At 32.6% G+C, this 18,059-nt stretch carries 19 protein-coding genes, 1 tRNA gene and 1 other RNA gene; 11 read left to right on the top strand and 10 right to left on the bottom strand.

The annotated features are described in order from the left end of the window. The first annotated feature begins 4 nt into the window (after positions 1-4). On the top strand, positions 5-685 hold the full coding sequence (locus LX95_RS08340; protein ID WP_111540983.1) for a DUF4276 family protein: 681 nt from the start codon (positions 5-7) through the stop codon (positions 683-685). Positions 686-1,055: 370 nt separating this feature from the next. Here the strand turns inward: LX95_RS08340 and LX95_RS08335 are convergent. Further along, a tRNA-Ser gene (locus tag LX95_RS08335) sits at positions 1,056-1,140 on the bottom strand. 160 nt (positions 1,141-1,300) lie between these two features. Here LX95_RS08335 and LX95_RS08330 point away from each other — a divergent pair. Next, a complete protein-coding gene (locus tag LX95_RS08330; protein WP_111540982.1) occupies positions 1,301-2,308 on the top strand; it encodes a M28 family metallopeptidase in 1,008 nt (335 codons plus the stop codon). Positions 2,309-2,373: 65 nt separating this feature from the next. Here LX95_RS08330 and LX95_RS08325 read toward each other — a convergent pair whose 3' ends face one another. Then, the gene (locus LX95_RS08325; protein WP_111540981.1) at positions 2,374-2,928 is read right to left on the bottom strand and encodes a hypothetical protein; all 555 of its coding nucleotides are present in this window, start codon (positions 2,926-2,928) and stop codon (positions 2,374-2,376) included. A gap of 131 nt (positions 2,929-3,059) precedes the next feature. On the opposite strand from LX95_RS08325, the gene LX95_RS08320 reads away from it, so the two are divergent. From LX95_RS08320 to LX95_RS08310, 3 genes are read left to right on the top strand one after another with little or no spacing between them, the layout of a single operon-like run. Beyond that, complete coding sequence (locus tag LX95_RS08320; RefSeq protein ID WP_111540980.1) at positions 3,060-3,521, top strand: SRPBCC family protein; 462 nt, start codon at positions 3,060-3,062, stop codon at positions 3,519-3,521. 8 nt (positions 3,522-3,529) lie between these two features. Beyond that, entirely contained in the window at positions 3,530-4,225 is a 696-nt protein-coding gene (locus LX95_RS08315) for an SDR family NAD(P)-dependent oxidoreductase (RefSeq protein ID WP_111540979.1), read from the top strand. 2 nt (positions 4,226-4,227) lie between these two features. Beyond that, positions 4,228-5,538 carry a cryptochrome/photolyase family protein gene (locus LX95_RS08310; RefSeq protein WP_111540978.1) on the top strand — a complete coding sequence of 437 codons (1,311 nt, stop codon included), beginning with the start codon at positions 4,228-4,230 and terminating at the stop codon, positions 5,536-5,538. A gap of 3 nt (positions 5,539-5,541) precedes the next feature. Here LX95_RS08310 and kdsB read toward each other — a convergent pair whose 3' ends face one another. Together kdsB and LX95_RS08300 are read right to left on the bottom strand one after the other, a co-directional pair. Then, positions 5,542-6,267, bottom strand: a complete 726-nt coding sequence (gene kdsB, locus LX95_RS08305; RefSeq protein ID WP_211307654.1) for a 3-deoxy-manno-octulosonate cytidylyltransferase — start codon at positions 6,265-6,267, stop codon at positions 5,542-5,544. Positions 6,268-6,339: 72 nt separating this feature from the next. Next, positions 6,340-7,779: an ATP-dependent DNA helicase gene (locus tag LX95_RS08300; RefSeq protein ID WP_111541161.1), complete on the bottom strand. Its 1,440-nt coding sequence runs from the start codon at positions 7,777-7,779 to the stop codon at positions 6,340-6,342. Positions 7,780-7,894: 115 nt separating this feature from the next. Here LX95_RS08300 and LX95_RS08295 point away from each other — a divergent pair, with 115 nt between their 5' ends. From LX95_RS08295 to LX95_RS08280, 4 genes are read left to right on the top strand one after another with little or no spacing between them, the layout of a single operon-like run. Continuing rightward, complete coding sequence (locus tag LX95_RS08295; protein ID WP_111540977.1) at positions 7,895-8,548, top strand: hypothetical protein; 654 nt, start codon at positions 7,895-7,897, stop codon at positions 8,546-8,548. Further along, complete coding sequence (locus LX95_RS08290) at positions 8,529-9,347, top strand: DUF3822 family protein (protein WP_111540976.1); 819 nt, start codon at positions 8,529-8,531, stop codon at positions 9,345-9,347. Before LX95_RS08295 ends, LX95_RS08290 begins: the two co-directional genes overlap by 20 nt. Beyond that, positions 9,347-9,886, top strand: a complete 540-nt coding sequence (rsmD, locus tag LX95_RS08285) for a 16S rRNA (guanine(966)-N(2))-methyltransferase RsmD (protein WP_111540975.1) — start codon at positions 9,347-9,349, stop codon at positions 9,884-9,886. The genes LX95_RS08290 and rsmD overlap by 1 nt, the downstream gene beginning before the upstream one ends. A gap of 5 nt (positions 9,887-9,891) precedes the next feature. Then, positions 9,892-10,269: a hypothetical protein gene (locus LX95_RS08280; protein WP_111540974.1), complete on the top strand. Its 378-nt coding sequence runs from the start codon at positions 9,892-9,894 to the stop codon at positions 10,267-10,269. Here LX95_RS08280 and rnpB read toward each other — a convergent pair. Beyond that, positions 10,268-10,571, bottom strand: an RNA gene (gene rnpB, locus LX95_RS08275) — RNase P RNA component class A. The genes LX95_RS08280 and rnpB overlap by 2 nt on opposite strands. Positions 10,572-10,676: 105 nt before the next feature. Here rnpB and dnaX point away from each other — a divergent pair. Next, positions 10,677-12,389, top strand: coding sequence for a DNA polymerase III subunit gamma/tau (dnaX, locus tag LX95_RS08270; protein WP_111540973.1), 1,713 nt, complete (start codon positions 10,677-10,679; stop codon positions 12,387-12,389). Next, positions 12,389-12,970, top strand: a complete 582-nt coding sequence (gene miaE / locus LX95_RS08265) for a tRNA-(ms[2]io[6]A)-hydroxylase (protein ID WP_111541160.1) — start codon at positions 12,389-12,391, stop codon at positions 12,968-12,970. Before dnaX ends, miaE begins: the two co-directional genes overlap by 1 nt. Here miaE and LX95_RS08260 read toward each other — a convergent pair whose 3' ends face one another. The 5 genes from LX95_RS08260 to LX95_RS08240 are packed head-to-tail and all read right to left on the bottom strand — an operon-like array spanning position 12,971 to position 18,059. Next, complete coding sequence (locus LX95_RS08260) at positions 12,971-13,870, bottom strand: Ppx/GppA phosphatase family protein (protein WP_111540972.1); 900 nt, start codon at positions 13,868-13,870, stop codon at positions 12,971-12,973. It lies immediately after the preceding gene. Positions 13,871-13,884: 14 nt separating this feature from the next. Beyond that, on the bottom strand, positions 13,885-15,957 hold the full coding sequence (ppk1, locus tag LX95_RS08255) for a polyphosphate kinase 1 (protein ID WP_111540971.1): 2,073 nt from the start codon (positions 15,955-15,957) through the stop codon (positions 13,885-13,887). Continuing rightward, positions 15,957-16,442, bottom strand: coding sequence for a SixA phosphatase family protein (locus LX95_RS08250; protein ID WP_111540970.1), 486 nt, complete (start codon positions 16,440-16,442; stop codon positions 15,957-15,959). The genes ppk1 and LX95_RS08250 overlap by 1 nt, the downstream gene beginning before the upstream one ends. A gap of 3 nt (positions 16,443-16,445) precedes the next feature. Beyond that, on the bottom strand, positions 16,446-17,090 hold the full coding sequence (pdxH, locus tag LX95_RS08245) for a pyridoxamine 5'-phosphate oxidase (protein WP_111540969.1): 645 nt from the start codon (positions 17,088-17,090) through the stop codon (positions 16,446-16,448). A 60-nt stretch (positions 17,091-17,150) separates the two neighbouring features. Further along, complete coding sequence (locus LX95_RS08240) at positions 17,151-18,059, bottom strand: ribonuclease Z (RefSeq protein WP_111540968.1); 909 nt, start codon at positions 18,057-18,059, stop codon at positions 17,151-17,153.

Below are 18,059 nucleotides of genomic sequence, written 5' to 3'. Positions count from 1 at the left end.
AGTTATGAAAAGGGTTCATTGCATCGTTGAAGGTCAAACTGAAGTAAGAGTTTTTTATTCAATTTTAGTTCCTTACATATATGAGAAAACTGGAGTTCACATGACCGTTACACCAATTAATCATACAAAAGGAGGTATGGTTCAGTTTTCTAAAATTTTTACAGAATTAAGAAATCATTTAAGTGAAAAAGGGAAAATTGTAACTACTTTTTTTGATTATTACGGCATTCTACCTATTCATAATTTTCGCTATTATGCGGAAGCTAAATTAAATCAAAGTAATGCTGCCTTAGGTGCGGAAATTTTAGAAAAAGGGATGAATGATTATATCTCCGATTTGGGTACAAATACTAGGTATTTTATTCCTTACATCCAAGTACATGAGTTTGAGGCATTACTTTTTTCATCAGATGAAGGTTTTGATTTTAAATATGACGATATCAGAATATTAAGAGAGTTAAAAAATGTGAGGAATAGGTATCCCAACCCAGAGGATATTAATGATAGTCCCCACACATCACCTTCTAAGCGTCTAGAAAAGATTTTAAATAAATATAAAGATATCTACGTTAAAACTAATGATGGAGAAGATATAGCCACAATTATTGGTATAGAAACGATACTTGACCAATGTCCAAGATTTAGTGCTTGGGTTGAAAATCTAATATTTAAAATTAATGAGTAAAATTGAGGGACTAGGGACTATATATAAATGCCCCTCTTATAATATCAAAAAGAAAGTGAGATTTTAATACGCCCTCCCCCCTAACATTCAATGTTTTTTTCAAAAATATTTTCAGAATCAAGAACTCTTACAGGGACACAACAAACCTAATAAGCCCCTTTCTTTATACCATATAATTATTCTATAAAAATGAAGAGGTAATTAATTGGAGGAACAAAACCTGTCTATTTATATATCTATATCTTTTAGAGTTTTGCTAAAATGCCAATAAAGTTGACTAAGCATTTGTATGATTTTCAGAGATGCTGACTAAATGCTGACTAACTAAAAGCAAAAAGCCCGTAAACATTGAAGTTACGAGCTTTTAAAGCGGAGAAAGAGGGATTCGAACCCCCGGAGGTGTGACCCTCAACAGTTTTCAAGACTGCCGCATTCGACCACTCTGCCATTTCTCCTTGAGTGCCTCATCAGGTATTCCCTGAATGCGAGTGCAAATATAAAAGCTTTTTTCAATTCACAAAAATAATTTTATACTTTTTTTTTAAGAATTTCTATTAGATAAAATTCTCATTAATTTAATACCTTGTACCACTATAAATTAAGCTAAAATAAATGATGAGAAAAATTTTATTATTTGCAGCCATAGGAACAATTTTTTCTTGTAGCGTTCAAAAAGACAAAGCAGTATCTGAAGCCAATGTAGAAACCTACGGTAATTCAATTACAGTTACAGAATTAAAGGATCACCTTTATACTTTCGCCTCAGATGAGTTTCAAGGTCGCGATACAGGTGAACCCGGACAAAAGAAAGCTGCTGAGTATTTAAAAAAAGAATATAAAAAAATGGACGTACCTTCTCCTTTAGGCGGAGATGATTACTACCAAATAATACCATCAAGTTATTTTAACGATAGATATAATGATTCAGAAAATGTAGTTGCATTTATTGAAGGTAGTGAGTTTCCTGAAGAGATTGTCGTGATCTCTGCTCATTATGATCATATCGGCGTGGACGATGAAGGTAATATTTATAACGGAGCAGATGATGATGGCTCAGGAACAGTAGCTATGTTAGAAATCGCCGAAGCTTTTCAAGAAGCAGCAAAAGATGGTTACCGACCTAGAAGATCGATCCTGTTCTTGCACGTAACTGGTGAGGAAAAAGGTTTATTAGGTTCAAAATATTACACCGAGAACCCTATTTTTCCTTTAGAAAATACAGTAACAGATTTAAATACGGATATGATAGGTAGAATTGATCCTGCTCACGAAGGTAAGGATGATTATATTTATCTTATCGGAAGTGATAAATTAAGTACAGATCTGCATAATTTATCAGAAGAAGTAAACAATAAATATGTGAATCTAGACTTAGATTACACCTATAATGATGATAACGACCCTAATCGCTTTTATTACAGAAGTGATCATTATAATTTTGCTAAGCATAATATTCCTGTTATTTTTTACTTTAACGGAACTCACGCAGATTATCACAAAGCAACCGACACACCAGACAAAATTGAATACGAATTAATGACTAAGCGAACTAAACTTATTTTTTATACCGCTTGGGAAGTTGCCAATAGAGATGAAAGATTAGTGGTTGATAAAGCTAACTAAATCATCAAATAGATTTCAAATAAAAAAAGCAGCTCCAAAGAGCTGCTTTTTTTATTTGAAATTATTTACTTGTAATCGGCAGTGATTTTTGATAATTTTTGAGGTACTTGACCATTTGCGAAACTAATAATTAATCTTCCTTCTTCCATCAACAATGTTCCCTCTTTCACCTTAAAATAACCTGCACTACCCTTGCAATAACAGAATCTTCCGTAAAGAAAGTTAATATCTGCTAATTCTGCATTTTCTAGGTTTATGGAATCAATTCCGTCTTTTACTTCAAAATAGATTTCTTCGCGATAATGACCGTCTGTTTCAGTTTTATCTGCATTTTCATTATATACAAACTTTACAGTATTTGTATCTTTAGCGTCTACAAAATCTGGATAAAGCATATTAGCTGAATCTGTTTTGAAATCCATTTTCGTATTTTGCATTACTTCAAAATTACATTCTCCTCCTGATAAACAACCCGATACTAAACTTATTTCATTTATATAATTTGACATCTCTTGCTTATCATCGGTGTTTTCTTCGTTAGAAAATACATCATTAATAGTTTTAGTGCCATTACAAGCAAATAGTGTTAACACTAAACTTAAGGCGAGAACGCTCTTCATAAATTTGATTTTTATTAATATATAATAAAAGTAATTTTTTAAAAATGTAAACTCAAGTAAAAATGAAAAGAATAACTTTTGTTTAACTTATTTTATTTTACATTAAACAAAATATATATTAATTTAGCTTTATGAAAATTTATAGACTACACGAAAAGCAAAATCTTCCTATATCAACTACTGAAGCTTGGGATTTTTTATCCAATCCTAAAAATCTAAAAGTAATTACTCCAGATTATATGGGCTTCAATATATTGACTGAAGAAAATAAAAGCATGTATGCTGGCCAGATTATTCAATATATAGTTACCCCTATTGCTGGTATTAAAACTAAATGGGTAACTGAAATTACTCACGTAAAAGAGGGCGAATATTTTGTAGATGAACAACGTTTTGGCCCTTATTCCTTATGGCATCATAAACACTTTATTAAAGAAATTAAAGGTGGGGTACAAATGGAAGATATTGTAGATTATAAATTACCCTTAGGAGTTTTAGGTCAGATGGTGCATCCTTTTCTGGTTAAACCTAAATTAAGAGAAATATTTGAGTATAGGAAAAGTAAACTTACTGAAATGTTTGGAACTCTTTAAAATTCATAATTATGAAAAATATTTTACTCATCGGCGGTAGCCATGGAATCGGATTAGAAGTTGTAAAACAACTGCATACTAACAACAATGTTATTGTAGCTTCAAGAACTAATGATAACTTAAAAGAGTTAAATGTAACTCACCACACATTTGATGCTTACAAAGATAATTTAGAAGATTTAGATCTGCCAGAACAATTAGATGGTTTTATTTATTGCCCTGGCACAATCAATTTAAAACCCTTTAAAATGCTTAAACAAGAAGATTTTGAAGATGATTTGCATAAAAACTTTATTAGTTTAGTAAATTGTACCCGAGCAATACTTCCTCGTTTAAAAAAATCTAATCAAGCTAGTATTGTTTATTTTAGTACCGTGGCGGTTAAATTAGGGATGCCTTTTCATACTAGCGTTGCTGCTTCTAAAGGAGCAATTGAAGGTTTTGCCAAAGCACTCTCTGCAGAATATGCTCCGAAAATAAGGGTTAACGTAATAGCTCCTTCCCTCACCAACACCAGCTTGTCCAGCAATATTTTAAACAATGACAAGAAAAAACAATTGATGAATGAAAGACATCCGCTTAAACGTGTGGGAGAAGCAATAGATATTGCAAATGCAACTACTTACCTTCTTTCTGATAAAAGTAGTTGGATGACGGGGCAGGTAATTCATCTTGATGGCGGAATGTCAACTTTAAAAGTATAAGTGTGAAAAAAAATAAAGTTTCTATTTTTTGGTTTAGAAGAGATTTAAGACTCGATGATAATTTAGGGTTTCTACAAGCTTTAAAAGGAGAATATCCTGTACTTCCTGTATTTATTTTTGATAAAGACATCCTAAGTGAGTTACCTAATGACGATGCTCGTGTAAGCTATATTTTTGAGCAATTACAAATTATGCGTAAAGAACTACAAGAAAATTATGAGAGTTCAATAGGCATGTTTTACGATAAACCAATAAACGTTTTTGAGAAATTGTTAGAAGATTATGACATTCAAGCAGTTTTTACAAATACAGATTATGAGCCATATGCTAAAGAAAGAGATAGTCAAATACAAAACCTATTAGAAAATAAGGAAATTGAATTCTTCTCCTATAAAGATCAAGTGATTTTTGAGAAAAGCGAAGTGGTAAAATCAGATGACACCCCATACCTCGTCTACACTCCATATATGAAAAAATGGAAAGAGGTTTTTAAATATCATGATTTAAAGATTTATTATACCAACGATTACCTTTCCAACCTTATAGGAAATACTAGATTACCCAACCTGTCTTTAAACGATATCGATTTTAAAAAATCTTCTATTCAATTCCCTGAATATGACGTAACTCCAACCACTATTCAAGAATATGAAAACAATAGAAATTTACCCGCAAAAGAAAGTACTAGTAATTTAAGTCCGCATCTTAGATTTGGTACGATCAGCATAAGAAAAGTATTAAAAAAGGCGCTTAACGCGGAAAATGAAACTTTTTGGAATGAACTTATTTGGAGAGAGTTTTTTATGCAAATTCTTTATCATTATCCCGAAACGGTCACAGATGCTTTTAAATCTAAATATGACAATATTAAATGGCGGAATAATGAGAAGGAATTTGAGCTATGGAAAAAAGGTAAAACAGGCTACCCTATGGTTGATGCAGGAATGCGACAGCTCAACAAAACTGGGTTGATGCACAATCGAGTTCGAATGGTAGTTGGCAGCTTTCTTTGTAAGCATCTTTTAATCGATTGGCGATGGGGTGAAGCTTATTTTGCTGAAAAACTGTTAGATTATGAAATGTCTTCTAATGTTGGTAATTGGCAGTGGGTCGCAGGATGTGGTGTCGATGCCTCGCCCTATTTTAGAATTTTTAATCCGCAATCGCAATTAGAAAAATTTGATAAGGATAAAGAATACATCAAACAATGGATTCCAGAATATGACACCAAAGACTATCCAGAAAGGATGGTAGACCACAAAGAAGCCCGTGAACGATGTTTACAAGTATATAAAGAAGCTGTAAAAAAATAAATATTACGCTCCTCTTTTATTTAAAATTTGCTTTGCTTTTTCTAAATCTTCAGGTGTATCGATACCCACTCCCATAGGTTCGCTTTCTACCATTTTAATATTTTTACCGTATTCTAGATATCGAATACATTCTATTTTTTCCGAAGCTTCTAAAGTAAGCATAGGCAATTGGTAAAAATCCAAAATCGCTTGTTTTCTAAAAGCGTAAATACCAATGTGCTTATAATAAGTAACCGCCACCTCTTTATCTCGGTGGTAAGGAATAGGAGATCTTGAAAAGTAAAGCGCAAAACTGTTTTTGTTTACAATTACCTTGACATTATTAGGGTTTTCGATTTCCTCCTTTTGGTGTAACGGAGTCATAAGAGATGCCAAATCAATTTGGTGAGCATCACTACCATAAAACACTTTCAAGACTTTTTCTAAACTACTTTTGGAAGTAAATGGTTCATCGCCTTGAACATTGACAACAATATCAATATCCATATCTTCTACAGCTTCAGCAATTCGATCACTCCCACATTCATGTTCAGTTTTACTTAGAATTGCTTTTCCGCCTTGAGCGATAATCTCATCATATATAATTTGACTATCAGTTACTACAAAAACATCTTCAAATAATCCTGTTTTTAATGCAGACTCATACGTTCTAGTAATCACTGTTTTACCATTTAAATCTTGCATTAATTTACCAGGAAAACGAGTAGCTGCATAACGTGCAGGAATCATGGCTATTACTTTCAATTTTTCTTTGCTCACGATATTAAAGTTTGATTCAAAAATAAGTTTTTTTTCTTTCTACTAATGTATTTCATTCTCCTCTTCAAAAAAATCGTTTTTAAAACCGATTAAATACAACTGTTTTTTAGCTCGGGTACAAGCGGTGTATAACCAACGTAAGTAATCTTCGGTAATGCCATCTTTAAGGTAAGGTTGCTCTACAAAAACAGTATCCCATTGTCCACCTTGAGATTTATGACATGTCATCGCATAGCTGAATTTTATCTGCAAGGCATTAAAGTATTTATTGTTTTTTACCTTTAAAAACTTCTTGTATTTAGAAGTCTCATCGGCATAATCTTTCATCACTTCTTGATACAAGTTATTCGACTCTTCATAAGGCAAAGAAGGCGTATTAGAGGTCAGCGTATCTAACATAACCACAGTTTCAAAAGGGCTCATTTTGGGGTAATCGACCATTTGTACTTTTACTTCGGCAAACCTAAATCCGTAAAGCTCTACGATTTCAAAAATTTCTAAGACTTCAATAATATCACCATTCGCAATAAAGCCTGCTTCACTATTATTTTTAATCCAAAAATAATTGTTTTTTACCACCATTAAATAATCTCCTGCAGCAATTTCGCTTTCGCGGAATAAAATGCGAGAACGTATTTGTTCATTGTAAATATTTGCTCTTTTATTAGACATAACTACAATGGCTGTTTCTTCGTGTCCTTGAGAACTGTACGCATCATTAATAGCATCCATGATTTCATAACCATCTATGAGACGAACAAAGTCTCCACCCGTATTTTTGAATTTAAAGGTGTCGTAGAAACTGCTTTTAATCGTTTCTCTTAATAAAGTTGCATTGACTAATATTCCGCTTTCTAATTGCTGACGCATTACTTCAGTTAATTCTACCTGATCTACTTCTTTATCATAATTAATAGAAAGTTTTTCAGGGTCTAACGCCGGACTTAAACTATGATGAACTGGTGGTAATTGTGCAGTATCTCCTATAAATATTAACTTACAATTACGACCCGCATACACATACTGAATAAGATCATCGAGTAAAGAACCATCCGTAAAAAGCTTCTTATCTGCTGTAGAATCAGAAATCATAGAAGCTTCATCTACTATAAAAATAGTGTTTTTATGTTTGTTAGGTTGTAAAGTAAATTGAATATTAGCTCCGCCTCCACTTTTTTTAGGGAAATAAATTTTCTTATGAATAGTAAATGCTTGATGACCAGAGTAATTACTCATTACCTTAGCAGCACGTCCTGTAGGAGCAATAAGTACAGGGCTTTTCTTTATTTTCCATAAGTTCTTAACTATAGTACCAATAATAGTAGTCTTTCCCGTACCTGCATATCCTTTCAAGATAAACATATTATCTTTACTATCTTCCGTCAAAAAAAGAGATAGTTTTTGAAGAGCGATATCTTGATGTAAGGTAGGTTGAAAAGAAAACTGTTCTTTTAGTAAACGGTATAATTCTTGTGAAGTCATAATGGAAGAATATAAAAAAATCAAATATAAAGACGCATTTTTATCTTTTGAAACTTTTACGAACAAAAAAAAATTGTAGATTTGCGTAGATACTATAAATCATAAATATTAAACTATGAAACTTGTAATTCAATTACTACTTTGGATTGTTATTGGTGTTTTAGGTTATTTAACTTTTAACGCAGTTTATGAACCAATTGAATTTAATAAAGTTAAAGAAGCTCGTTACCAAAAAGTAATTGATAAACTTAAGGATATTAGAAAAGCACAACTTGCTCACAAGCAAGTAACTGGTGTTTTTGCAGGGGACTTTGATAATTTAATTAAATTTATTGATACAGCTGAATATACAGTAACTCAACGTAGAGATACTACTATATTAGACGAAGAATACAAAAAGACTTACGGTGTAGATCAATATAAGAGTAAAACTATTGTTGATACTTTAGGATATGTACCTGTAAAAGATTCTATCTTCAAAAACTCTTCTCGTTATAAGGAAATGATGTACGTCCCTACAACCGATAAGAAAGCCAAGTTTGAAATTGAGTCTGGAAAAATTAATAAGAACGATACAGAAATCTCTGTATTTGAGGTAAAGGTTTCTAAGGACGTTATTTTAAGTGACTTAGATAAAGATCTATTAATGCAAGAAAAGCAGGTTATATCTGTAGATGGTGTAAATGGTGAATACATTCAAATTGGTTCTATGACCGAGATTAACACCAACGGTAACTGGCCACAAGTTTATGGAGCAAACGACCAATAACAGTCAACCTATAAAAATTAAATTATCCATCCTGATAACTCAGGATGGATTTTCTTTTTGTAAAGGAAATAAAGACACCCATACCGTATTAGACTTTAAACACAAGTCTTTTCTCTCTAAACAAACGCCAGAAAACCTACTTAAAGAAATTAAAACCATCTTAGAGTTTTCATTTCTCAAAGAAAAAGAAACTATAGAAGAACTAGAAGTTTTTTACTCTAACACCTTATATACGTTAGTCCCAGATGCTTTTTTTTCCGAAAAGAACTTAACAGATTACCTAAAGTTTAATACCAAAATATTAGCTACAGACTATGTGACTTTCGACAATGTGGAATCTATTTCAGCTAAAAATGTTTATATTCCCTATACTAATATCAATAATTACTTATTTGAAATTTTTGGAGAATTCTCTTTTAAACATATAAGTTCGACATTAATTGACCTATTTAAAAAAGAGGATCTAGAAAATAAGGTTTTGCTAAATGTATACTCCACTCATTTTCATACCATAGTTTTTAAAGATGGAAAATTACAATTAGCTAATAGTTTTAATTATCAAACTAAAGAAGATTTTATTTATTACCTGTTATTTGTTTTAGAGCAATTAGAGTTAGACCCATTAAATATTCCCGTATTTTTAAGTGGAAATATAGAAGAAGAAGATCAAAACTTTAAAATACTCTCTACATACATTCAACACATAGAATTTTTCGCAGAAGAGTATTCTTCTATTTCCTTATCGGAAAATTTAACCATAGACACTCAAAGACATAACCTTTTAATAAGTCAATTTTAATGCGCATTATCTCTGGAAAATATAAAAGTAAAAGAATAATAGCTCCAAAGAAGCTACCTATTCGTCCTACTACAGATATTGCAAAAGAAGGTCTTTTTAATATTTTGAATAACCGGATTCATTTTCAAGATATTTCGGTATTAGATTTGTTTTCAGGATCTGGGAATATCACGTATGAATTTATCTCTAGGGGCACTCAAAATATCACCGCTGTAGATCAACATTACGGTTGTGTAAAATTCATTAAAGAAACTTCACAAGAGTTAGAAGGATCTGTAAATACTATTAAAAGTGATGTATTTAAATATTTAGAAAAAGTAAATACAAAGTTCGATCTAATTTTTGCTGACCCTCCTTACGATTTTTCTGAGGAACTTTTTGAAAAAATCGTCCAACTGGTTTTTGAAAACGATTTTTTAGAAGAAGACGGAGTTCTAATCATAGAACACTCAAAACACACTGTACATTTAAAGAACCACACCTATTTTACGGAAGAAAGACGTTACGGGGGATCTGTCTTTTCATTCTTCTCTAAATAAAAAAGATGTCTCGCACTTCACCCATAACTGTAATTTCTAATGAAATTACCACTATAGAAATTTACGAATCTTACGCAATATCTACTATTACAGAAGGTCTTGCCCTAGATCATGAACATATAGATTGGTTTAGCGATTTATTTGACAAATACTATCCCAATACAAAATTCGGTTATATAGCAAATCGCGTAAATGCCTACTCTATAAATCCGCTTACCTATTACACAACCGCGCAATATAAAAATCTATCTGCATTTGCTATAGTTTGCAAAAGTCAAAGTCAAAAAGATATGGCTCTATATGAAAAAAGATTTTACAATAAACCTTTTAATGTGTTTATGGAAATTGAAAGTGCTATAAATTGGGTGGAAGAAACAATTTAAAAAAAGCAGACCTATAAGCCGGATTCTGTACCTAAAAGGCCCTTATCATTTATCTGGGGTTTTTGTTGCCAAAAACCTCTAGCTGCCTACCCTCCAACATCGGGCGAGCACCCTCAAACATTGGTTTACATGACATTGCACCGCATAGAGTTTACCTGGTTTCACTACAGCATTACCTGTACATTCTTTCTGCTGCACTTGTCCTAATACCAAAAATGATATTGGCGGCTGTTAGCCGCTATGCTTCTCTGTGGTGTCCGGACTTTCCTCTCTATAAATAGAGCGATAAGGCGGTCTGCTTAGACAGCAAATATAGTTTTTCCCAATTGAAAATTGTGAATAACTCCAATAAAAAAAACACTCCACTTATAAGTAAATTCACCCCCCTATTTTTATCTTTGTAAGCGATGGAACATTTTATAGTATCTGCCAGAAAATATAGACCCGAAACTTTTGCCGATGTAGTTGGCCAAAAGGCTATTACCAATACGTTAGAAAATGCTATAAAAAATAACCATTTAGCACAAGCACTTTTATTTACAGGTCCTAGAGGAGTTGGAAAAACAACTTGTGCTAGAATATTAGCAAAAAAAATTAATCAACAAGCTACCGAAAATAAGCAAGAGGATTTTGCTTTTAATATTTTTGAATTAGATGCTGCATCTAATAATTCGGTAGATGATATTCGTAATTTAATAGATCAAGTAAGAATCCCGCCACAGGTAGGGTCTTATAAGGTATATATTATAGATGAGGTACACATGCTTTCTTCATCGGCTTTTAATGCTTTTTTAAAAACATTAGAAGAACCTCCAAAACACGCTATTTTTATCTTAGCAACTACAGAGAAGCATAAAATCATACCTACTATTCTTTCTAGATGTCAAATTTTTGATTTCAAAAGAATTACAGTAAGTGATGCTAAAGAATATTTATCTGGAATTGCTAAAAATGAAGGTGTAGAAGCAGAAGATGATGCATTACATATTATTGCGCAAAAAGCAGATGGTGCTATGCGAGATGCCCTTTCTATCTATGATAGGGTAATTAGTTTTTCTGGGAATAAGCTTACACGAGAAGCGGTCACAGAGAATCTAAATGTTTTAGATTACGAAGTCTATTTTACTTCTACAAACTATATTTTAGAAAATAAAATTCCAGAACTTCTTATTCAGTTTAATGAGATTTTAGCAAAAGGATTTGACGGAAATCACTTTATTGCCGGCTTAGCTTCACACTTTAGAGACTTATTAGTTTGTAAAGACCAATCTACTATCGCCTTGTTAGAAGTTGGAGAAGAAACTAAAGCGAAATATTTTGAGCAATCACAAAAAGCGAGTCAGAGTTTCTTACTGCAAGCTATAGAACTCGCCAATGAATGTGATCTTAAATATCGTTCGAGTAAAAATCAACGTTTACTCGTCGAACTTTGCTTAATGCAATTGGCCTCCATCACTTTCGATGGAGAAAAAAAAAAGTCTAAGCACTTTATAATTCCTGCCAAGAACTTTGTTTCCATTACTCCGGCCTCTAAAGAAGTCATTGTCACTAATGAGCACCCTAAAAATGCTACCAATAATACAAAGAATACTGAGCCCGCTCTTGTAGAAGAAAAAGCTCCTCCTGTTAACGCTTCCGCGGAAGCGAAAACTCTAAAGAAAAAAACCTCTGGTCTTTCTATAAAAAGTATTCAACGTAAAAAAGAAATAGAAGCCCAAAAGAAAGAAAAAGTCGCCAAAGAGGAGGTAAAATTAGACGAAAACTTTACTGAAACGCAAGCTTTAGCTGCCTGGAATGAATATGTACAAAGACTTCAAAAAAACGGACAGAAAATATTAGCTTCTATATTAGATACAGATACACCTGTAATAAAAAATAAGATTTTCAACATCACATTGCCAAATTCTACCATGAAAGTAGAATTAGAAAGAGCAAAAGGTCCTGTCATTAAATATTTAAGAAAGCGACTAAACAATTCTTACGTCGATCTTGAAATTGATGTAAATGAAGCGGTTGCAAAGAAATATGCTTTTACAGGAAGAGAAAAATTTGATAAAATGGCCGAAAAGAATCCTATGCTCGAAAAACTACGTAAAACCTTTGATTTAGATATAAAATGATGCTTGGTTTAAAACTTCCTACAGATCCTCGTTGGGTAAATATTGCTGAAAAAAACTTAAAAGAAATTTTAATTGATCACGCTTATTGTGAGCAAAAAGCAGCTTCTACAGCTATTTCTTTAATTGTAAGTTTCCCTGAATTCACAGAGCTTACTCAAGCTATGATAGATTTAGTACAAGAAGAAATGAGTCATTTTAAAATGGTGCATGAGGAACTTTTAAAACGTGGCTATGAAATGGGAAGGGATCGTAAGGATGAGTATGTTCTACAATTGCTCAAATTTTTCCCTAAAGGCGGAAGCAGAATTGACCAAATGGTACATCGACTGTTATATGCTGCATTAATTGAAGCCAGAAGTTGCGAAAGATTTAAACTATTATCGGAAGAATTAAACGATAAAGATTTACGTATTTTTTATAAAAAGCTAATGATTAGTGAAGCTAATCATTACACTATGTTTCTCAATTTTGCACGCCAATATGGAGACCGTGAACAGGTAGACGAAAAATGGCAATCTCTATTAGAGTACGAAGCTAAAATCATGCAAGATTTGAGCAAAAAAGAAAGTATTCACGGTTAATCACTCCTTTGCCTTTTCGTCATTATAAAGTGATTTTATAATTCCATCTGAAAGTCCAATTTTAGGAACATATACTTTCCTTGCTCGACTCCACTTCATCGCAGAAAGGTAAATTTTGGTGGCTGGGATAATAACATCGGCTCTATCGGTATTTAGATTTAGCTGCGATATTCTTTCTTCGTAGGTGAGGGAATTAAGCAATTGATAATAAGAGCTCAGATAAAAATAGGACAAAGGTTTTCCCATTTTTTTTCCACTACTTTTAAAAATATTATTGATATTTCCTCCAGAACCTATAAGTGATATCTTAGTATAATTTTTTGTTTCTTTTTTAATCCAAGCTTCAACTTCTTCCCATATATTAGGTTCAATCATATCGTTAAGAATACGAACAGTTCCTAATTTAAAAGATTTTGACGCTATCGTTTTACCTTCCGCGTAAAGCGTAAACTCGGTACTACCTCCTCCTACATCTACATAAAGATATGTTTTATCATCCTGAATAAGTGTATGCAAATCTGTCGCCGCAATGATAGCTGCTTCATGCTCACCATCTATAATTTCAATGTCTATACTTGATTCTTCTTTGACAATTTTTGCTAATTCTTGTCCGTTCTTAGCGTCTCGCATGGCTGATGTTGCACAAGCTTTATAACGCTCTATTTGATGAGATTTCATAAGCAAATTAAAGGCTTTCATGGTATCTCGCATACGCATCATATTAAATGCAGAGATTTTACCGTTTACAAAAACATCTTCTCCTAACCTTATGGGAACTCGAACGAGTGAGGTTTTTTTGAACGTTGGATCTTTATCTTCTGGTTCTGTAATGGTAGAAATTAACAATCTAACGGCATTAGAGCCTATATCGATTGCTGCATATTTTTTAATAATTAACACGTATGTTCTGTCTTTTAATTCTTAGCTAAATTTTCTAAATAATAATCGTAAGTAGCAAACTGACTTCTTAACTTGGGTTGGTCATTTTTTATATAAGCATTTTCAGTTTCACTTGAAAAACATCTTGCTTTTACATTATCGTTCCAACTAATTTCAAAGGTTTTTACCAACTCTTCTTGAATATCTTCTTGATATATAGGACATGAAATTTCTACTCGATAGTCCACATTTCTTGTCATCCAATCGGCTGAAGAAATATATATTTTCTGTTCTCCTGCATTTTCAAAAATAAATAGCCTAGGATGCTCTAAATGCTTATCTATAATACTTATAGCTTCAATATTTTCGCTCATTCCTTCCACTCCAGGAATTAAACAACAAATACCTCTAACAATCAATTTAATTTTAACTCCTGCTCTACTTGCTTCATAAAGCTTATCAATAAGCTTGTAATCTGAAAGACTATTAAGCTTTAAACGAATTCCACTAGGTAGATTTTGTTTGGCATTTTTTATTTCGGTATTGATCAAACTCTCAAAAGTAGATCTAGAGTAATGTGGGGAAACAATAAGATGCTTGTACTTATTGATTTTATAATTAATTTCAAAAAAATCAAACACTTTATTTACTTCCTTTAATATAGAAGAATTTGCCGTAAACAAAGTATAATCTGTATATAGCTTTGCGGTATTTTCGTTAAAATTCCCGGTACTTATAAAGCCGTATTTTTTTAATTTTTTATTTTCTAAACGTTCAATTACACAAGCTTTACAATGGACTTTAAGCCCAGGTACACCAAAAATAAGTTTCACGCCTTCTTGTTGCATTTGCTCTGCATAGCGAATATTATTTGCTTCATCAAAACGTGCTCTTAACTCAATCGAAACGGTGACACTTTTTCCATTTTTAACGGCATTGATAAGCGAACTTGCGATATGTGAAATTTCCGCTAGACGGTAAATTGTAATTTTAATAGTTTGCACTTTAGGATCTAAAGCAGCTTCTCTCAAAAATTTTACTGTGTAGGAAAAGGTATGATAGGGTGTATATTGTAAATAATCTTTTTCGGCAATTTTTTGTAACAAACTTCCTTGTAAGCTTAAGCCTTTAACGGGAAGCGGACTGTATTTTTTGTATAACAAATTCTTAGCTCCCAGGCTTGGGAATTTCATATAATCTCTTCGATTATGGTATCGCCCACCAGGAATTAAACTATCTGAATCATCAATCCCCATTTTTGATAGTAAAAAGTGTAAGGTATCTGGCTCAATGTTTTTATCGTATACAAATCTTACAGGCTGACCTTCAATTCTATCTTTTACACTAGACAATAGTTTTTCTATATAACTTTTACTTAAATCCCCCGCCATATCTAATTCGGCATCACGGGTGATTTTAATCATATGAGCCGAAATACTTTTGTAATCAAAAATATTGAAGATACTTTGTAAGTTATATCTAATGAGATCATCTAGAATTATAATGTATTTCTTGTCGTCTTCTGAAGGAATTTCTACAAAACGATCAATTCCCCTAGGTATCTCTATAAGAATGTACTGCTTTTCATCTACCTTTCCGTTATGTTGGGTATTTAAAATCATCTTCACAGCCAAATATGCCGCACTATCTTTTAAGCGCGGAATCTCCTCTAGATCATTGAGTAAAATTGTGACTAGAGCCGGACTTATTTTTTGTAGAAAATAATCTTTTAAGAATTGCGCTTGTTGATCGGTTACCTCGTTTTCACGGATTATAAAGATATTGTGATCTGTTAGTTCTCGTTGAATATCATGTAATATTTCTAAACTGCGAGATTGTTGATCTATGACAATCTGTGTTATTTGCTTTAAAAGTTTCCCTGCAGTAATTCCGCCAAGGGCTTTTCTAGCTCCTTTTCCTGCTTGAGTAATACGCTTTACCGTAGCATATCGAACCTTAAAAAACTCATCGAGGTTATTAGAGAAAATTCCGAGAAATCGTAATCGTTCAATTAACGGTACACTCTCATCTGCGGCTTCTTGCAAAACTCTTGCATTAAACTGCAACCAACTAATCTCTCTATTATTGTATGTATTTTTATGTTGCATTACCTAAAAGTCTTCGGGAATAATTTTAATAAGGTTTTTCCTGCTTTTATATCTTTCCAAGAAGTGGTATTAAATTGCAAAATTACTAATCCTGTAGTAGGCAAATTATCTAAATATTCATCTCCTAAATCATTAATTAAATTCGTCATAGCGGGATTATGACCAAAAAGCATGAGCGTTTCTATATGATCATCACAGTTTCTAACAAAACTTAATAAATCCTCCTCTTCAAATGTATAAAGTTCTTTTTTTACTGAAAATTGATCTTCTGGAATTTGTATAGCATCCTTAAATAATCGCGCAGTAGTTAAAGCTCTTACCGCGCTACTTGAAAAAACTCTTGGGTGATATTGTTTTTGAAGCTTAAGGGCATTTATAACCAGATTAGCATCCTTGAAAGCTCTCTTTTTAAGCGGACGCTCATGATCTGGTAAATCATTTTTCCAAGATGATTTTCCGTGTCTTACTAAGATAAGTGTTTTCATAAATTATGGTGCTAAACGAACGATATTCCAATCATTAGTTTTTGAATCTAAGGTATATAAAAATCTATCGTGAAGCCTATTAGCTCTTCCTTGCCAAAACTCAATTTCATGAGGTTTTACAATATAACCACCCCAATGCTCTGGGCGCTTAAGTTCGCTTTCTTCTTTTTGTAATTCGCTTAACTTTTCTTCTAAAAACTCCCTATTAGGAATTGGCTGACTTTGCGGAGAAACAATTGCTCCCATTTGACTGCCTTTAGGGCGAGAAGCAAAATAATTACTCGATTGCTCTTGCGAAGTTTTTTCTACAATTCCTTTAACAATAACTTGTCTTTCGGCTGCAGGCCAAAAAAAAGATAGGCATACTTTAGGATGTTTTTCTATAGCTAAACCTTTCTCACTTTTATAGTTAGTATAAAAAACAAAGCCGTCTTTAGAAAACTTTTTAAGCAATACTATACGTGTTTTAGGAAAACCGTCTTCCCCAACCGTACTTATATTCATAGCATTTACTTCATCTACTAATTGTGCTTTTTCTACTTCTATAAACCAATCTTTAAAAAGTAAAATAGGATCTCGATGAAGTTGATCAAGTCTGAGTTCTGATTTTTCGTAAGATTTACGATAGTTTTGCAAGTCTTTTTCCATACTGCAATTTACAAGAATCTAGCTTAGGGAAAAAGAGAATTTTAAAAGTTTAGCAATAAATTAATCGAAAGAAATAGTTTTTCCATCTTCTGCTAAAACCACATTCTCAAAACAAGCCTTTGCCTCTTCTTTAAATAAATTAATATTATCGTAGCGAGTGGAATAATGACCTAGTATAAGTTGTTTTGCTTCAGCTTGACTGGCAATTTGTGCTGCTTGTTTTGCTGTAGAGTGTTTGGTAGATTTACATAAATGCACGTGAGATTCTAAAAAAGTAGATTCGTGGTACAAGGCGGTAACTTTTTTAATTTGTTCTGTAATAGATGGCAAATAAGCTGTATCACTACAAAATGCATAACTTTTAGTAGGTGGCGGAGGTCCCGTAAGCAACTTATTTTCTATAACAGTACCATCATCTAAGATTACATCTTTCCCTTTTTTAATACTTCTATAATAAGCTTTATCTATGTCGTAATTAAGCACCTCATTCATTAGTAATTTGCGATCTCCTTCTTTTTCTTTAAACAGAAATCCATTAGTATATACTCGATGATCTAAAGGAATAGTTTCTACACTTACTTTATCATCTTCAAAAATTACTTGGGGAGACTTGCTAGTTAGTTCATGAAAATATAAGCCGTAACTCGTCCAAGCTTTAGAGAGTTTTAACTGAAGGGTAATTATTTCTTTAATTCCCTTTGGGCCATAAATATGCAAATCAGTTTCTCGGCCTAATAAGCTAAAAGTAGAAATAAGTCCGATAAGGCCAAAAAAATGATCTCCATGCAGATGAGAAATAAATACATGCTTGATTCGTGAAAATTTTACGCGATGTCTTCTCAACTCAACCTGAGTCCCCTCTCCGCAATCAATTAAAAATAAGTGATTAGCAATGTTTAGAACCTGAGAGGTTGGATGATTGAACGTACGTGGAGTGGCAGAATAACAGCCGAGAATAATGACTTCCAT

The sequence above is a fragment of the Mesonia algae genome, from assembly GCF_003253545.1.
Lineage (GTDB): Bacteria > Bacteroidota > Bacteroidia > Flavobacteriales > Flavobacteriaceae > Mesonia > Mesonia algae.
Note: the sequence above shows the minus strand (reverse complement) of the source record. Positions and strands in the feature narration are given on the sequence as shown.

What these genes read in the sequence shown, in the direction of transcription:
- LX95_RS08325 (WP_111540981.1), bottom strand. Translation starts at nt 2,928, where the DNA reads ATGAAGAGCGTTCTCGCCTTAAGTTTAGTGTTAACACTATTTGCTTGT.
- LX95_RS08290 (WP_111540976.1), top strand. Translation starts at nt 8,529, where the DNA reads ATGGAGCAAACGACCAATAACAGTCAACCTATAAAAATTAAATTATCC.
- miaE (WP_111541160.1), top strand. Translation starts at nt 12,389, where the DNA reads ATGCTTGGTTTAAAACTTCCTACAGATCCTCGTTGGGTAAATATTGCT.
- pdxH (WP_111540969.1), bottom strand. Translation starts at nt 17,090, where the DNA reads ATGGAAAAAGACTTGCAAAACTATCGTAAATCTTACGAAAAATCAGAA.
- LX95_RS08295 (WP_111540977.1), top strand. Translation starts at nt 7,895, where the DNA reads ATGAAACTTGTAATTCAATTACTACTTTGGATTGTTATTGGTGTTTTA.
- LX95_RS08300 (WP_111541161.1), bottom strand. Translation starts at nt 7,779, where the DNA reads ATGACTTCACAAGAATTATACCGTTTACTAAAAGAACAGTTTTCTTTT.
- rsmD (WP_111540975.1), top strand. Translation starts at nt 9,347, where the DNA reads ATGCGCATTATCTCTGGAAAATATAAAAGTAAAAGAATAATAGCTCCA.
- LX95_RS08340 (WP_111540983.1), top strand. Translation starts at nt 5, where the DNA reads ATGAAAAGGGTTCATTGCATCGTTGAAGGTCAAACTGAAGTAAGAGTT.
- LX95_RS08280 (WP_111540974.1), top strand. Translation starts at nt 9,892, where the DNA reads ATGTCTCGCACTTCACCCATAACTGTAATTTCTAATGAAATTACCACT.
- LX95_RS08250 (WP_111540970.1), bottom strand. Translation starts at nt 16,442, where the DNA reads ATGAAAACACTTATCTTAGTAAGACACGGAAAATCATCTTGGAAAAAT.
- LX95_RS08320 (WP_111540980.1), top strand. Translation starts at nt 3,060, where the DNA reads ATGAAAATTTATAGACTACACGAAAAGCAAAATCTTCCTATATCAACT.
- kdsB (WP_211307654.1), bottom strand. Translation starts at nt 6,267, where the DNA reads ATGATTCCTGCACGTTATGCAGCTACTCGTTTTCCTGGTAAATTAATG.
- dnaX (WP_111540973.1), top strand. Translation starts at nt 10,677, where the DNA reads ATGGAACATTTTATAGTATCTGCCAGAAAATATAGACCCGAAACTTTT.
- LX95_RS08330 (WP_111540982.1), top strand. Translation starts at nt 1,301, where the DNA reads ATGAGAAAAATTTTATTATTTGCAGCCATAGGAACAATTTTTTCTTGT.
- LX95_RS08240 (WP_111540968.1), bottom strand. Translation starts at nt 18,059, where the DNA reads ATGGAAGTCATTATTCTCGGCTGTTATTCTGCCACTCCACGTACGTTC.
- ppk1 (WP_111540971.1), bottom strand. Translation starts at nt 15,957, where the DNA reads ATGCAACATAAAAATACATACAATAATAGAGAGATTAGTTGGTTGCAG.